This window comes from Mesorhizobium muleiense (assembly GCF_900099905.1).
Classification (GTDB): domain Bacteria; phylum Pseudomonadota; class Alphaproteobacteria; order Rhizobiales; family Rhizobiaceae; genus Mesorhizobium; species Mesorhizobium muleiense.
In genome coordinates this window covers 16,930-31,045 of record NZ_FNEE01000012.1, presented here as the reverse complement: position 1 = coordinate 31,045, position 14,116 = coordinate 16,930, and the positions used below count along the sequence as shown (strand labels likewise).

The window sequence follows — 14,116 nt, the reverse complement described above, 5'->3', positions numbered from 1 at the left end:
AAATCAGCAAAGCTCAAGCCTCAGCGCTAGACGCCTAGCCTGGCCAATCGAACGTCTGGGCAGCTCGGACCATTGCCGCCGTCGCCGGGCTATAGGGCCGGCCCGGAATGCTAGCCAGGGACACCGTGCGTGCCACCGCGGGTTCGATCAGCGGACGCTGCAAAAGTTCAGGCGATGTCACCGAATATTCAGGCATGAAGGCGAAGCCGATCCGCGCCAGCACCATTGATTGGATCCAATCCTCGCGCTCGGAACGAAAGCGGGCATAAAGGCTGACGTTTCTTTCCCGGCACACACCCATCACTAGGTCCCGCATTTCACAGGACAGACGATCGACGTAGGGTTCTTGAGAGAGATCGACCAACTTGATTGCATTGAGGCTCGCAAGCCGGTGATCCGGCGCGAATACGACGACGTAACGCTCACTGTAGAGATCATGGACGCGGAACGCCGCTCCCAATCCCTCCAGCGGATTGAGAACGGCAAGATCGAGATCGCCTTGCTCAAGCCTGTTTTTCAGTTCCTGAACGCTCGCCTCGCTAACTTCAAGCTCCACGCCATGATAGTCGCGCTGGAACTTTGCGAGGAACCGGGCGAGCTTCACATGGCCGATGGTCGACATGACGCCGAGGCGGATCGGCACCTGGTTGAGCAGCCTGAAATTGTCGGCAAGCGTTCTGGTTGCGTGGGCCTCCTGCATGATCTGCTGAAGATGCGGCAGAATGGAGCGCCCGAACTCACTCAGGAGGACGCGCCTTCCCTCGCGGTGGAACAAGGGCGCGCCAAGCTCATCCTCGAGCGTCTTGACCGCTTTGGTGAGCGCCGGTTGAGACACATTGCAATCGGTGGCGGCCTTGGTGAAGTTCAGCATCTTCGCGGCGGCAAGCACGTAGCGGACCTGAAACATCTCCATGGCGAGCCCTCCCGAGGCGGTTCCACGAAACGACATTGTAATCCTTTCATCGATAACTGTCGGCTATCGATCGATAGAAAAAATGTCGTTCTCTTTCGCCCGCAGCTGCGTTCAACTCCTGTGGTCACTTTTCACAGGAGGAGATCTGGAAATGACTGTCTACATGGTGGAACGCGACCTCAAGGGCATCAGCATGGAAGCTCTGGGAAATGCGCAGAAGGCGGCGATCAGCAAAGCCGCCGAGATGACCTCCAACGGCACCGACATCAGTTATCTGCGCTCGACCTTCGCACCGGAGGACGGGCGCTGCATGTGCCTGTTTGACGCTGCCTCCGATGTCGACGTGAAGCGTCTAAACGACGATGCGGGGCTGCCCTATCACAGAATCGTGCCGGCGCTCGATCTTACCCCATAGGGCCGGCGCGACCGGGCTCGTGATGGCTGTCCGGGCCCGGTGTTCTTGCGGAGTTATGCAGCGCGCCAGTTTGAATCTTTGGAACGACGGAAGGGCCAAGACGTTCGTGCTGCATCCGCCAGGAGAGTCGGAGCATGTTTGGCAATTCGGGCACCCTTCCTCTGCCTCGCCTGCTTGAGCGTCGTGTGGACACCCTTGCGCTGTCGTTCATGCGCCAGCGGCTCGGATCTCAGATGGACTTCTCGACCCCGCAGGGCGAGCCGGCGCTGTTGCCGCCCAACTCGGTGTCGTGGCGTATTTTCAAGAACCCGGTTGCGCTGTTCATCGGCGGGGCTACCGCGGTGTTGCTCGAATTGGCAGAGCCGCGGGTTCGCGACGCCATTTGGCAGCACAGCACATTCCGCTCCGACGCGCTCCGACGATTACGGCGCACCGGCCTCGCCGCCTTGGTCACGGTCTACGGTCCCCGGACCAAGGCCAAGGCCATGATTGAAGGCGTGGTCAGGATGCATGGGCGCGTTTCAGGCCGAACCAGCGAAGGTGAGCCATACCACGCCACCGACCCGGAGTTGCTGGACTGGGTGCAAGCGACGGCCGGGTTTGGCTTCATGGAGGCCTATCACGTCTATGTGCATCGACTGCGTTTTTTCGAACGGGATGCGATGTTCGCCGAGGCTCGCCCCGTCGCGCTTCTCTATGGTGCGGTTGACGCGCCCACGTCGCAGGCCGAGCTTTACGCGCTGTTCGACGCGATGAGGCAAAGACTCGTCGCATCGCCGATCATCCTGGAATTCCTGCAGATCATGGAAGACGTTCCCGTCTTGCCAGGAATGGCTCAACCGCTTCAGCGGCCATTTCTGAAGGCGGCTGTCGAGATCCTGCCCCGCTGGGTCCGCAAGCGGTTGGCACTCGGCGACCACTGGACGTTGAAGCCGTGGGAGCGTGCTTTTGTGAAGACGACGGCTGCAATCTGCGAGCGCATCGTGCTCCCTTCATCTCCGGCCGTCCAGTCGTGCCGTCGCCTCGGTCTTCCCGAGAACTATCTCTATCGCCGACAGAAGGCACCTAGACACGAGCAGCACGGTCGCGATCATGCGGGATTTGATGCCCGCATAGGGGAAAGCGACGGGTTAAAAGTGCGGCAATGGCCGCCCTAAGGGCGCGTATCTCGTGTTGGGGAATGTCCAGTGAAGGGCCCGAAAGCGACGATCAGCGGAGCCGGAACTTCCTATCATTTCGACCTGGCAGGCTGTCGGACATGCTCCGCTGGTAGCCGCCCAGCAAGTTCCCTCGCGATCCTGTTCAGGGCGTCGCGAGGCCGGTCCCGCGACGAGCCGCATCGACGCTCCACGCGCCGCCTCCCGCGAAAAAGAAGTACAGGAAAATGAAGCAGTAGAGGATCGACGAGTCGCCCTCGTTGACAACCGGAAAGAAGTTTTGCGGCGCATGCGCCATGAAATAGGCGACCGCCATGTTGCCGGACAGAATGAACGCGACGGGCCGGGTGAAGAGTCCGAGGGCAAGCAGCGCGCCTCCGATCAGCTCGATCAATGCCTGGATCACAATAAGCCCCGACAGTTGCATCGGCTCGGGAGCGGGCGGAAAATTGAAGAGCTTTTGAGTTCCGTGCTCCAGAAACAGCAGCGCCGACATGATCCTCACGACGCTTAACCACACCGGAGCCCAGGCAGAAATCTTGTCGAAATTCATCAGTTGGGCCTCCATCATGACCCGGTGATTCCGGGCAGCAGGCTGAATTATCAGCGGGTCAGCTCTTCGCACCGATTTCGCGAAGTCGGTATGATGCACAGCGCGAGCCGTAAACCAATACTCCCAGTTCACAGTCGCGTGACCGCCGGTCGTACTTTTGATGGAGTGCCGAGCCGCGGGAGCTGAGACCTTGCCGATGCGCTCCAGCGGGTGCCAATCGCCAGGCTCATGCCGCTCAAAAAGGGCAGCGGTTTTGGGACAACGACATGAACAAGATCAAGCCCGGGTCAGCGGATACTGTTCCTTCAGCGTCCTCAGCACCTGATCGCCGGGCATCGGCGCGCCGAACATGAAGCTCTGCACATATTCGCAGCCCATCTGGCGCAGCTCGAGCGCATCGCTTTCGTCCGAAATGCCCTCGGCCACGACCGAAAGGCCGAGTTCATGCGCCATGTTGACCATCGATTTGAGCAGCACCGCGCGCTTCGGTGTGGTGTCGTCGACAAAGCTCTTGTCGATCTTGATCGTGTCGAAGGGAAAGCGCGTCAGATAGGCCAGCGATGAGTAGCCGGTGCCGAAATCGTCCAGCGACAGGCCGATGCCAAGCTTCTTCAGCTTGTTCAGCACATGGGCTGTCTGCTCGGGATTGTCCATCACCAGCGATTCGGTGAGCTCGAGCCGGAAACAGCGCGGCTTCAGATTGGCCCGCGCGATCACCGAGCGGACGTCGCTGACCAGATCGCGGCGGATGAGCTGTCGGCTGGACAGGTTGACCGAAACCGACAGCGGCGCGTCGCCGATCTGCTTTTGCCATCCCGCCAGATCTTCGGCGGCCTGTTGCATGGCGAACAAGCCAAGCTGCACGATCAGGCCGCAGCTCTCGGCGACCGGGATGAAATCGCCTGGCGGGATCATGCCGCGACGCGGATGGTCCCAGCGCAAAAGCGCCTCGAAGCCGGCAACGCTGCCGTCTTCCAGCCGCACGATGGGCTGGTAGGCGAGTGTGAATTCGCGCCGTTCGATGGCGCGGCGCAGGTCGGACTCGAACTGCAGCCGGTCGGTGCCGACGGTGCGGAAGGCGGGTCGGAACGGTTCGATCCTGTCGCCGCCAAAACGCTTGGCCTGGTGCATGGCAAGCTCGGCGTCCTTGACCATGTCCTCGGCCGAACTCTGCGCCGAGGTCCAGGTGACCAGACCGATCGATGCGGTCAGCACGATCTCGCGCTTGGCAAAGGTAATCGGATTGTTGATCGCATGCTTGATGGCATCGGCAACAGCTGCGATGCGGGCCGGGTCCTGCTCGGAAAGCAGCATCAGCGCGAACTGGTCGCCGGCAAAGCGCGACAGCGAATCCTTCGGCTTGAGCAGCCGGTGCAGCCGGCGCGCAACAGTGAGCAGGATGGTATCTCCGGCCGAGATGCCGAGCCCGTCATTGACCTGCTTGAAGCGGTCGATGTCGATGACGAAGACGGTGGGACGGACCTTCTCTTCCGTGCGCGCGATCGAGATGATCGCCTCCAGCCGGTTCATAAGCAATTCCCGGTTCGGCAGGCCGGTCAGATTGTCGTGCACGGCATCGTGCAACAGCCTCTCCTCGGACTTCTTCTGCTCCGTCACGTCGACCATGGTGCCGACGCAGCGGATGACCTCGCCGTCCGATCCGATCACCGGCCGGGCGCGCAGCGAAAACCAGTGATAGTGCCCGTCGGCGCCGCGCAGGCGGAAATTCTGTGACACCCGGCCGCGCCGGTGTTCGAGCACCACGTCGAGCGTCGTACGGAAGGTGTCGCGGTCGTCGGCATGGAGCACCGGCAGCCAGTTGCGGGCAGCGCCGCCCAGACTGTCGGGCGCAAGGCCAAGCTGGATGCTGACATCCGGCCTGGTGACGACGCGGTCGCGCATCACGTCCCAGTCCCACACCGTGTCGCCCGATCCGGCCACGGCCAGCGCCTGCCGTTCGAGATCGGAGAACAGGCCCTGATGCAGCGCACCGCCGGCAAAGGCGTGCTGCATGACGGTGAAGCCGATGAGCAGGATGATGAGGATCAGCCCGCCGCCCAGTGCCGGCTGGGCGATGTCGTTGTCGAGCATGCCGGTGATCGCCATCCACGACCCGCATAGCCACAGCAGGACCATGACCCAACTGGGCACCAGCATGATGGCACGGTCGTAGCCGCGTATGCCGAGGAATATGATCAGGCCGAGGCCGGTCAGCGCGGTGGCGGCGAAGGACAGCCTGGCGATGCCGGCGGCGACCGCCGGGTCGACGATTGCAACGCCGGCGATCAGCAGCAGCCCCAGAATCCAGACCAGAGCGCCGTAGCTGAAATGGCCGTGCCATCGGTTAAGGTTGAGATAGGCGAACAGGAACACCACGAACGTCGCTGCAAGCGCCACCTCCGTTCCGGCCCGCCACATCTGCTCGTTGCCGGGCGATATTTCCAGGACCTTGTTGAGAAAGCCGAAATCGATGCAGATATAGGCGAGCACCGCCCAGGCGAGTGCTGCGGTTGCCGGGAACATCGAGGTCCCCTTGACGACGAAAAGGATGGTCAGGAACAGCGCCAGGAGGCCGGCGATGCCGATGACGATGCCGCGAAACAGCGTGTAGGAATTGACCGAATCCTTGTAGGATTCCGGCTCCCAAAGATAGACCTGCGGCAGTTTGGGCGACGCCAGTTCGGCAATGAAGGTGATCACCGTTCCGGGGTTCAGCGTCACCCGGAACACATCAGCGTCGGGGCTGCTCTGGCGGTCAAGCGCGAAGCCCTCGCTGGGCGTGATCGCGGCAATGCGGGTCGAGCCGAGATCCGGCCAGAAGATACCGGAATTCACCAGCCGGAAATGCGGTGCGACGATCAGCCTGTCGAGCTGCTGGTCGGTGGTGTTGGCAAGCGCGAACACCGCCCAGTCGCCGGTCGAGCGCGCATCATTGGCCTCGACCTCGATGCGCCGCACGATGCCGTCCGGTCCCGGAGCAGTCGACACCTGAAAATTCTCGCCCTGGTTGCGGTAGATTTCGACGGCGCCCGAAAGGTCGAGCGCCACATCGTCGCGGGCAATCTTGATCGGTTCGACGGCGAAGGCCGAAGACGCCGCGCAGAGCACGACGATTGCCGTCAGCACAAAGGCGAACAACGACCCGATTCGCAGGAAATTCGTCAAAATCAGTCCTTCGTTTCCGCGCCCGGCGGATCGTCCTCGATCCGGGCGTAGAGGTAGTGGTCCTGCCAGATGCCGTTGATCCTGAGATAGGATCGGAGAAGTCCTTCGCGCCGGAATCCGGCTTTTTCAAGCACGCGGATCGACCGGGCGTTGTCGGGAATACAGGCAGCTTCGATCCGGTGCAACCTCAGCGTATCGAAGGCGAAGCGCGTCACCACCTTGACCGCGTCGGTCATCAGGCCACGGCCGCTGTAGCGCTCGCCGATCCAGTAGCCGATATGGCCGCTTTGCGCGACGCCGTGGCGGATATTGCCGAGGGTGATTCCACCGACAAGCTTGCCGTTGCCTTTGTCGAAGATGAAGAAGGCTATGGCCGTTCCCTGCGCATAGTCTTCGCGATAGCGGCTGAGGCGATGCCGCCAGGCCGTGCGGTCGAGCTCGTCGGGGTTCCAGCGCGGTTCCCACGGCTCCAGGAAGGCGCGGCTTTCCCCGCGCAGCACCGACCATTCACGATAGTCGTTGGTCAGCGGCACGCGCAGCGTGACCCGGTCACCCTTCAGTGCCGGCAGGTCACGGCGAAAGAAAGGGAGCGCGAACATGACGCTTTGATGGACTTAGCCGGCGAGCTTTCGGGCCGTGGTCTGCGTGCCCGAAAGCGACTCGAGGACCGCCTCATAGGGAGCGAGCGTGCCCACCGGTCCGACGGCAGTCAGCGTCGGCTTGGTCGAAAACAGACGTGACGACAGGTCCGTCAACCGCTCGACCGTCAACGCCGACAGCCGTTCCATCAGCTCTTCCTTGGCGATCGGCCGGCCGAACAGAAGCATTTGCCGGGCGATCTGCGAGGCGCGGCTGGCTGGGCTTTCGGCAGACATGATCAGGCCTGCACGGTACTGGGCGCGTGCCCGGTCGAGTTCCTCCTGCAGGATGTTCTCGCCGACTTTCTGCAACTCGCCGATGACCACCGGCACCAATTCGGCGATATCGCTCTGCCCGGTCGCGGCATGGACGCCGAATATGCCGGTATCGGAAAAACCCCAGTGGAATGCATAGACCGAATAGCACAGCCCGCGCTTTTCGCGGACCTCCTGGAAAAGACGCGACGACATGCCGCCGCCAAGGATCATCGACAGGACCTGCGAGGCGTAGAAGTCGCGTACATGATAGGCGCGGCCCTCGAACCCCAGCACGATCTGCGCGTCCATCAGGTCGCGGTCCTCGCGGAAATCGCCGCCGACATATTGCGCATATTGCGGCATGGTGTTGTCGGACTTGCTGCGGAAACCGCCGAGATGCTTCTCGACCTCGCGCACGAAGTTGTCGTGCTTGATGTCGCCGGCGGCAACGACCACCATGCGCTCGGCGCCATATTGCCGTTCGATGAATTTGTGCAATTGCTTCGAGGTGAAGGATTTGACGGTTTCCGGCGTGCCGAGGATGGAGCGGCCGATCGTCTGGTGGCGGAAGGCCGTCTCGGTGAAGTGGTCGAAGACGACGTCGTCGGGTGTATCGTGTGCGGCGCCGATCTCCTGCAGGATTACATGCTGCTCGCGCTCCAGCTCCTGCGGGTCGAACTCGGATTCCTGCAGGATGTCGGACAGGATATCGACGGCCAGGGGCACGTCGTCGCTCAGCACCCTGGCATAATAGGAGGTGGTCTCGACACTGGTGGCGGCATTGATCTCGCCGCCGACATCCTCGATTTCGGAGGCGATCTCGAAGGCGCTGCGCCTTCTGGTTCCCTTGAACGCCATGTGTTCAAGCAGGTGGGCCATTCCGTGCTCTTCGCTACGCTCATTGCGGGCGCCTGATTTGATCCAGGCGCCAAGAGCGACGGATTCGAGGCTTGGAAGGGTTTCGGTGGCGACTGTCAGGCCGTTCGACAGACGGCTTACCTCAACACCCATATAGCTGATACTCCCTAATTTGCCGCCCGCGTGTGGCGGCTAACATAATCTTCCACCATTTTCAGGTCGGATGGAAGTACCGTGTATTTTTCCTCTGAAGTCATCAACCCGCCTAGCCATGCGGGCAGGGCAGGCGACACGCCGCTGGACGCTTCGACGGCGGCCGGGAACTTTGCCGGATGGGCGGTGCCCAGCACCACCATGGGCATGGCATTGGTGGCTCTTGCAACCGCAACGTGCATGGCCGCGGCCGTGTGCGGGTCGAGCAGATAGTTGCTGGCTGCGAGCGTCGAGCGGATCGTGGCGGCGACTTCGTCCATGGTCGAGCGGCCGGCGTCGAATTCGGAACGGATTCTGGCGATCTCGCCGGCTTCGATGGTGAAGGCGCCGGACTGCTTGAGGCCGCTCATGTAGCGCCGCACGGTAGAGGCGTCGCGGCCGGCCGCCTCGAACAGCAAGCGTTCGAAATTCGAAGAGACCTGGATGTCCATCGACGGCGACGTGGTCGAAAAGACGCCTTTCGTGCGGTACTCGCCGCTCGACAGCGTGCGCGCCAGAATGTCGTTGTCGTTGGTTGCGATGATCAGCCGCTCGATCGGCAGCCCCATCTTCTTGGCGGCGTAGCCGGCGAAGATGTCGCCGAAATTGCCGGTCGGCACCGTGAACGAAATCGGCCGGTCGGGCGCGCCGAGCGACAGCGCCGATGAGAAGTAATAGACGATCTGGGCCATGATGCGGGCCCAGTTGATCGAATTGACGCCGGACAGCGATACCCGGTCGCGAAAACCGTGATCGTTGAACATGTCCTTCACCAGGCCCTGACAATCGTCGAAATTGCCTTCGACCGCCAGCGCATGGACATTTGCGGCGATGGACGTCGTCATCTGCCGCTGCTGCACCGGCGAGACCCGGCCGTGCGGGAAAAGAACGAAGATGTCGGTGCGGTTGCGCCCGGCGAAGGCATCGATGGCGGCCCCGCCGGTATCGCCGGAGGTGGCGCCGACAATGCTGGCGCGCTGGTTGCGTTCGGCAAGCACATGGTCCATCAGCCGGGCGAGAAGCTGCATGGCGACGTCCTTGAAGGCAAGCGTCGGGCCATGGAAGAGTTCCAGAACGAACATGTTCGAGCCGGTCTGCACCAGCGGGCAGACCGCCTCGTGACGGAACGTCGCATAGGCTTCGCGCACCAGGCGTTCGAACACCGGCATCGCGATCTCGCCGCCGAGAAACGGCGACAGCACGCGGATGGCGAGGTCGGGATAGGGAAGGCCGCGCATCGCGCGGATCTCAGCTGCCGAAAACTGCGGCCAGGTTTCAGGGACATAAAGTCCGCCATCGCGCGCCAAACCAGCCAGCACAGCGTCGGAAAATCCAAGCACGGGCGCTTCCCCGCGGGTACTCACATAGCGCATCGTCATGTTCCATTGCTGCCGGGCGGTATTGTCCGCGGCAAAGTGGTTAATTTCCGTACTTGCTCAGTCGCATTTTTGCCGCGCGGTTGATATACGTCACCCGCTTTGCGAGAGGGAAGTGCAGTTCATGGCGTTACATACATTTAACGGTCGTTTTGTCGCGGGTCTGGCGCTCGCCGGCTTTATGCTTACCGCCGCCGGCTGCCAATCAGGCGGCAGCAGCATGCTGGGCTTCGGAAAGAAGGACACGACACCGCCACCACCGCCGGACCCCAAGGTTCTCGCCAGCCAATTGCTGGCCTATTGTCCGAAAGTGACGCTGCGCGACGGCACCGCCTTCTTCAACACCTATGCCAAGGGCAGTCAAAAGCCCAAGAAAAAAGCCGCCACCCTGGATGCAGAAGCTGCCGCGCTTGACGCGAGCAGCGGCCAGCAGGATGGTTCCGCCAAGATCGTCTATCAGGCTTCGATCACCGATGTGACCCGCGACTGCATCCGCGCCAACGGCTCGCTGACGATGAAGATCGCAGTCGCCGGCAAGGTCGTTCCGGGACCGATGTTCAGCCCTGGCACCATCACCATGCCGATCCGTATCGCTGTGATGCATGGCAAGGAGGTCCTTTACTCGCAGCTTCACCAACATCAGGTCCAGGTTACCAATCCCTCGAGTGCCACCCAGTTCGTCTTCACCGATTCGAACGTTGTCGTTCCCGAGCCCACCGCGCGGGACTATCAGGTGTTCGCCGGCTATGACGAAGGCCCGCCGAAGAAGACCGACAAGAAGGTTGCCGCGGCCGAATAGCCGCGGCTTTGGATCTGCGCGTCCATTTGGACGCCTGCTTCACGCATCCGCCGACCACTCCGACAGGGCGGAGATCACGCTTTTCAGTTCCGCCCAGCGGCGGATGACCGTTTCGGCGCCGGCCTCGGTCAGCGCGTCGGCATGCCCGGGATAGCTGTGCGCCGCTCCGGTGAAGCCGATCACACGCATGCCGGCTGTCCTGGCGCCGGTCACGCCATGCACGGAATCCTCGATGACGAAGGTGTTCGCCGGATCGGCCTGGAGCTTTGCCGCGGCAAAGAGAAACACGTCGGGCGCCGGCTTGGATTTTCCGCTAGGTGTTTCCAGCGACGAAAAAATCCGGCCGCTGAAAAACGGCAGCAGATGCACCTTCTCCAGCATGAATTCGATCCGCTCGGTGCGCGAATTCGAGCAGATGCAGCGCGGCGCCGTCACCGCGGCGACCGCCTCGTGCACCCCGTCGACGGCGCGCACGTCGCTGCGCAGGCGGCGGTCGACCAGGTCTTCGGCGCGATCGATCAGCGAGGCCTGGAACGGGACGCGGGATTTTTCCTCGACCCGCATCATGATGTCCTTGAAGGTCAGCCCGGCATAGGTCTCGGAAATCTCCTCGGCCGATATCTCGTAGCCGGCCGACGTCAACAGCTCGGCTTCGATGCGCGCGGCGATGATCTCGGAATCGACGAGCACGCCGTCGCAATCGAAGATGACAAGGTCTGGCTGGGGCATAGCGATCCGGAAAGCGGGAGGGAGGAGGCTGGGACGGTTCAGGCGGCGCGGCATACACCAACAGGCCGATCTTCGCAAATTACCCGGGGTCCGCACCCCAGGCCTTCACCGAATATTTACGCTGATCGGTAACCATAACAGGGAGTAAACAGTAACGCGTGCTTTGGGTGTAACAATGTCTGCCGTGCGTCTTCTCGACGAGCTTTCCCATGCTCCCCAGCAATCCGAATGGCTCGATACGATCCTGAAGGGCGATTGCGTCGCCGCGCTCGACCGGCTGCCCGAAAAATCCATCGACGTGATCTTTGCCGATCCGCCCTACAATCTGCAGCTCGACGGCGATCTGCACCGGCCCGATCAGTCCAAGGTCGATGCCGTCGACGACGACTGGGACCAGTTCGCAAGTTTTGAGGTCTACGACGCCTTCACCCGGGCCTGGCTGCTGGCGGCGCGCCGCGTGTTGAAGCCCAACGGCACCATCTGGGTCATTGGCTCCTACCACAACATTTTCAGGGTCGGCGCCAAGATGCAGGATCTGGGGTACTGGATCCTCAACGATGTCGTCTGGCGCAAGACCAATCCGATGCCGAATTTCCGCGGCCGCCGCTTCCAGAACGCCCATGAGACGATGATCTGGGCCTCGCGCGATCAGAAGGGGAAGGGTTACACCTTCAACTACGAAGCGCTGAAGGCGTCGAACGACGACATCCAGATGCGGTCCGACTGGCTGTTTCCGATCTGCACCGGCGCTGAGCGCCTCAAGAACGAAAATGGCGACAAGCTGCATCCGACGCAGAAGCCCGAAGCGCTGCTCGCCCGCATCATGATGGCCTCGACGAAGCCCGGCGATATCGTGCTCGATCCCTTCTTCGGCTCCGGCACCACCGGCGCCGTGGCCAAGCGCCTCGGCCGCCATTTCGTCGGCATCGAGCGCGAGCAGGCCTATATCGACGCCGCCAACGAGCGCATCGATGCAGTCCGGCCGCTGGACGGCGCTGCTCTTACTGTGCTTACCGGCAAGCGCGCCGAGCCGCGCGTTGCTTTCGTCAGCCTCATCGACACCGGACTGATGCTGCCGGGCGCCACGCTCTACGACGCCAAGAAGCGCTGGGCGGCCAGGGTGCGCGCCGACGGCACTGTGGCGGTCGGCGGCAGCGCCGGATCGATCCACAAGATCGGCGCGGAAGTGCAGGGGCTGGATGCCTGCAACGGCTGGACCTTCTGGCACTATGAGCGCAGCGGCGGCCTGACCCCGATCGACGAGCTTCGCCGCATCGCCCGCCTCGGCATGGAGCGGGCAGGGGCCTGACGATAACCGCTACAGAGGTCTCGTTGCACATCGTTCTCATGCGGCGCGCAGGCCGAGGTAACGAACCATCGGGTCGAAGTCTCGGTCATCATGCAACAGCGCGTGTCCGCCCAGGATGCAGAATGTGCCGATAATCATATCGACTGTCCTGCGGATGGTGATGCCCCGCCGCCGGAGCATGCGGTAGTTTCGGGCAGCTTCGACTGCCGTCGCCGGATCCAGCATCGGCACGATGGCGAATTGTCGGAAGTTCCGCTCGATCAGTTGGGCATGCGGTTCGTTGAGCGCGCCTTGCAGCACTTCCAGCAGGATCAAGTCTCCGACCAGAATCTCCTGTGTGTCATCGAGATGCCTGAGCTTGCCGACCGAGACGCTGTCCGTATTGCGGAGATGGGCGATCCACACGGAACTGTCGACGACGATCATCGCTGCCGATCGGGCGAACGGCCTTCCCGCATGGCGTCGAGATCGCCCTCCCAGCCGGCGCCAGCAAGGGCGGCGATAGCCATATCCTGCCTGTGCCGGCGCACCAGACTGCGCAGCGCCGCCTCAATCGTCGCTTTCTTGGTCTTGAGGCCGGAGGCGGCCATGGCCTCCGCGATCAATTCGTCGTCGAGTTCGATGTTGGTTCGCATGGTGCTTCTCGATGTGTATAGATTGGACTAAATATACACATTCTGCTCCTGACCAACAAGCCGTCACGACGAAAGAGAGGACATCTTCGACACCTAGTGGTCAGAATCTGACACTTGGTACCCGGTTGGGAGGTCGGTTCAGGGGTTCAGGGCGGTTAGCGAATCCTGAGTGGAGCGCAGAGCAACGCGACTTCGCGACGGAGTGCGGAGCTAACCGAAGTGGACCGTGCCCGGAACGGGTCTTCGGCTTACGCGTTGCAACGTGGAGGTGACGGCAGGCGTGCATCACGACGCGCTGTTGGGTTCCCATCCAATTGTTGCCGCGATCGGACATGCGAAGCGCGCCGCAGTCATCGAAGAAAACGCCCATACATTCGTCATCTCCGCGGCGATGGGAGTGCTGGCACGACGTCGATCCAAAGGAAAGTAGATGAGTGCGTTCTCTCTTTCATCGGACGGGAAACTTGCGATAACGGCGAGCGAGACGTCGTCCAAAAATGATTTCGACTATTTGGTGGGCAACTGGAACATCAGGAATCGTACGTTGAAGGAACCACTGGCCGGCAGCGGCGAGTGGGAGGAATTCGACGCGACCCAGGAGTTCCGCCAAATCCTAGTGGGTTTGGGCAACTTCGACATTTTTCATACGGAGTTGGGAGGAAAGCCGTTCGAGGGCCTCACCGTGCGATTGTTCGATCCAAAGACGCGTCTCTGGACGATCTATTGGGCCGACAGCAACGCGGGCAAACTCGACGACGGAAAGGTGGGCTCGTTCAATGGCGACGAAGGCGAATTCTTCGGCCGTGAGGTTGTGGCCGGCAAGGACGTTATCGTGAAATTCCACTGGGATAAGCGCAACCCGAAAACCCCGATTTACAGCCGTGCGTTCTCCGTTGATGCAGGCAGTACGTGGGAATGGAATTGGTACTCGAAGTTTTCACGACGGTGACTGACTGAGTTGGCCCAAACTAAATGCCGCTCCTTCGCGTGCAGCCAAGAGGAATCCCGAACCGGACTCTTATGTCAGGTGGGTACCACTAGCGCGGGTAGCCGGTTCGGGTTTTCGGCGCCGCCGGAGGATCACGGTGAGCGATTCCCCAGGAAGAGTTATTGACCTTT

The 14,116-nt window shown here is 61.8% G+C and carries 14 protein-coding genes; 5 read left to right on the top strand and 9 right to left on the bottom strand.

Features of this window, described 5'->3' with window-relative positions:
• Positions 1-34 precede the first annotated feature (34 nt).
• A complete protein-coding gene (locus BLT09_RS20220; RefSeq protein ID WP_167366479.1) occupies positions 35-913 on the bottom strand; it encodes a LysR family transcriptional regulator in 879 nt (292 codons plus the stop codon).
• 151 nt (positions 914-1,064) lie between these two features.
• Here BLT09_RS20220 and BLT09_RS20215 point away from each other — a divergent pair, with 151 nt between their 5' ends.
• The gene (locus tag BLT09_RS20215; RefSeq protein WP_091595957.1) at positions 1,065-1,328 is read left to right on the top strand and encodes a DUF4242 domain-containing protein; all 264 of its coding nucleotides are present in this window, start codon (positions 1,065-1,067) and stop codon (positions 1,326-1,328) included.
• Positions 1,329-1,462: 134 nt separating this feature from the next.
• Positions 1,463-2,485, top strand: coding sequence for an oxygenase MpaB family protein (locus BLT09_RS20210; protein ID WP_091595955.1), 1,023 nt, complete (start codon positions 1,463-1,465; stop codon positions 2,483-2,485).
• Positions 2,486-2,630: 145 nt separating this feature from the next.
• Here BLT09_RS20210 and BLT09_RS20205 read toward each other — a convergent pair whose 3' ends face one another.
• From BLT09_RS20205 to thrC, 5 genes are all read right to left on the bottom strand, one after another.
• A complete protein-coding gene (locus BLT09_RS20205) occupies positions 2,631-3,038 on the bottom strand; it encodes a DoxX family protein (RefSeq protein WP_031254957.1) in 408 nt (135 codons plus the stop codon).
• A 276-nt stretch (positions 3,039-3,314) separates the two neighbouring features.
• A complete protein-coding gene (locus BLT09_RS20200) occupies positions 3,315-6,203 on the bottom strand; it encodes an EAL domain-containing protein (protein ID WP_027152376.1) in 2,889 nt (962 codons plus the stop codon).
• Positions 6,204-6,205: 2 nt separating this feature from the next.
• Entirely contained in the window at positions 6,206-6,802 is a 597-nt protein-coding gene (locus tag BLT09_RS20195) for a GNAT family N-acetyltransferase (RefSeq protein ID WP_091595953.1), read from the bottom strand.
• Between the two features lie 15 nt (positions 6,803-6,817).
• Positions 6,818-8,110, bottom strand: coding sequence for a M16 family metallopeptidase (locus tag BLT09_RS20190; RefSeq protein ID WP_023799302.1), 1,293 nt, complete (start codon positions 8,108-8,110; stop codon positions 6,818-6,820).
• Positions 8,111-8,124: 14 nt separating this feature from the next.
• A complete protein-coding gene (gene thrC, locus BLT09_RS20185; RefSeq protein WP_091596169.1) occupies positions 8,125-9,522 on the bottom strand; it encodes a threonine synthase in 1,398 nt (465 codons plus the stop codon).
• A gap of 127 nt (positions 9,523-9,649) precedes the next feature.
• Here thrC and BLT09_RS20180 point away from each other — a divergent pair, with 127 nt between their 5' ends.
• A complete protein-coding gene (locus BLT09_RS20180; protein WP_091595951.1) occupies positions 9,650-10,324 on the top strand; it encodes a hypothetical protein in 675 nt (224 codons plus the stop codon).
• A 39-nt stretch (positions 10,325-10,363) separates the two neighbouring features.
• On the opposite strand, the gene BLT09_RS20175 is transcribed toward BLT09_RS20180, so the two are convergent.
• The gene (locus BLT09_RS20175) at positions 10,364-11,053 is read right to left on the bottom strand and encodes an HAD family hydrolase (protein ID WP_027152381.1); all 690 of its coding nucleotides are present in this window, start codon (positions 11,051-11,053) and stop codon (positions 10,364-10,366) included.
• A gap of 175 nt (positions 11,054-11,228) precedes the next feature.
• Here BLT09_RS20175 and BLT09_RS20170 point away from each other — a divergent pair, with 175 nt between their 5' ends.
• On the top strand, positions 11,229-12,362 hold the full coding sequence (locus BLT09_RS20170; RefSeq protein WP_023799298.1) for a site-specific DNA-methyltransferase: 1,134 nt from the start codon (positions 11,229-11,231) through the stop codon (positions 12,360-12,362).
• 36 nt (positions 12,363-12,398) lie between these two features.
• Here the strand turns inward: BLT09_RS20170 and vapC are convergent, their stop codons facing one another.
• Together vapC and BLT09_RS20160 are read right to left on the bottom strand one after the other, a co-directional pair.
• The gene (gene vapC / locus BLT09_RS20165) at positions 12,399-12,788 is read right to left on the bottom strand and encodes a type II toxin-antitoxin system VapC family toxin (protein ID WP_091595949.1); all 390 of its coding nucleotides are present in this window, start codon (positions 12,786-12,788) and stop codon (positions 12,399-12,401) included.
• Positions 12,785-12,997, bottom strand: coding sequence for a type II toxin-antitoxin system VapB family antitoxin (locus BLT09_RS20160; RefSeq protein ID WP_023799296.1), 213 nt, complete (start codon positions 12,995-12,997; stop codon positions 12,785-12,787). Before BLT09_RS20160 ends, vapC begins: the two co-directional genes overlap by 4 nt.
• Positions 12,998-13,427: 430 nt before the next feature.
• Here BLT09_RS20160 and BLT09_RS20155 point away from each other — a divergent pair, with 430 nt between their 5' ends.
• Positions 13,428-13,946, top strand: a complete 519-nt coding sequence (locus BLT09_RS20155; RefSeq protein ID WP_139172633.1) for a DUF1579 domain-containing protein — start codon at positions 13,428-13,430, stop codon at positions 13,944-13,946.
• The last annotated feature ends 170 nt before the right edge of the window (positions 13,947-14,116 follow it).

What these genes read in the sequence shown, in the direction of transcription:
- BLT09_RS20170 (WP_023799298.1), top strand. Translation starts at nt 11,229, where the DNA reads ATGTCTGCCGTGCGTCTTCTCGACGAGCTTTCCCATGCTCCCCAGCAA.
- BLT09_RS20155 (WP_139172633.1), top strand. Translation starts at nt 13,428, where the DNA reads ATGAGTGCGTTCTCTCTTTCATCGGACGGGAAACTTGCGATAACGGCG.
- BLT09_RS20205 (WP_031254957.1), bottom strand. Translation starts at nt 3,038, where the DNA reads ATGAATTTCGACAAGATTTCTGCCTGGGCTCCGGTGTGGTTAAGCGTC.
- BLT09_RS20215 (WP_091595957.1), top strand. Translation starts at nt 1,065, where the DNA reads ATGACTGTCTACATGGTGGAACGCGACCTCAAGGGCATCAGCATGGAA.
- BLT09_RS20180 (WP_091595951.1), top strand. Translation starts at nt 9,650, where the DNA reads ATGGCGTTACATACATTTAACGGTCGTTTTGTCGCGGGTCTGGCGCTC.
- BLT09_RS20175 (WP_027152381.1), bottom strand. Translation starts at nt 11,053, where the DNA reads ATGCCCCAGCCAGACCTTGTCATCTTCGATTGCGACGGCGTGCTCGTC.
- BLT09_RS20160 (WP_023799296.1), bottom strand. Translation starts at nt 12,997, where the DNA reads ATGCGAACCAACATCGAACTCGACGACGAATTGATCGCGGAGGCCATG.
- BLT09_RS20190 (WP_023799302.1), bottom strand. Translation starts at nt 8,110, where the DNA reads ATGGGTGTTGAGGTAAGCCGTCTGTCGAACGGCCTGACAGTCGCCACC.
- BLT09_RS20195 (WP_091595953.1), bottom strand. Translation starts at nt 6,802, where the DNA reads ATGTTCGCGCTCCCTTTCTTTCGCCGTGACCTGCCGGCACTGAAGGGT.
- BLT09_RS20210 (WP_091595955.1), top strand. Translation starts at nt 1,463, where the DNA reads ATGTTTGGCAATTCGGGCACCCTTCCTCTGCCTCGCCTGCTTGAGCGT.
- BLT09_RS20220 (WP_167366479.1), bottom strand. Translation starts at nt 913, where the DNA reads ATGGAGATGTTTCAGGTCCGCTACGTGCTTGCCGCCGCGAAGATGCTG.
- thrC (WP_091596169.1), bottom strand. Translation starts at nt 9,522, where the DNA reads ATGCGCTATGTGAGTACCCGCGGGGAAGCGCCCGTGCTTGGATTTTCC.
- vapC (WP_091595949.1), bottom strand. Translation starts at nt 12,788, where the DNA reads ATGATCGTCGTCGACAGTTCCGTGTGGATCGCCCATCTCCGCAATACG.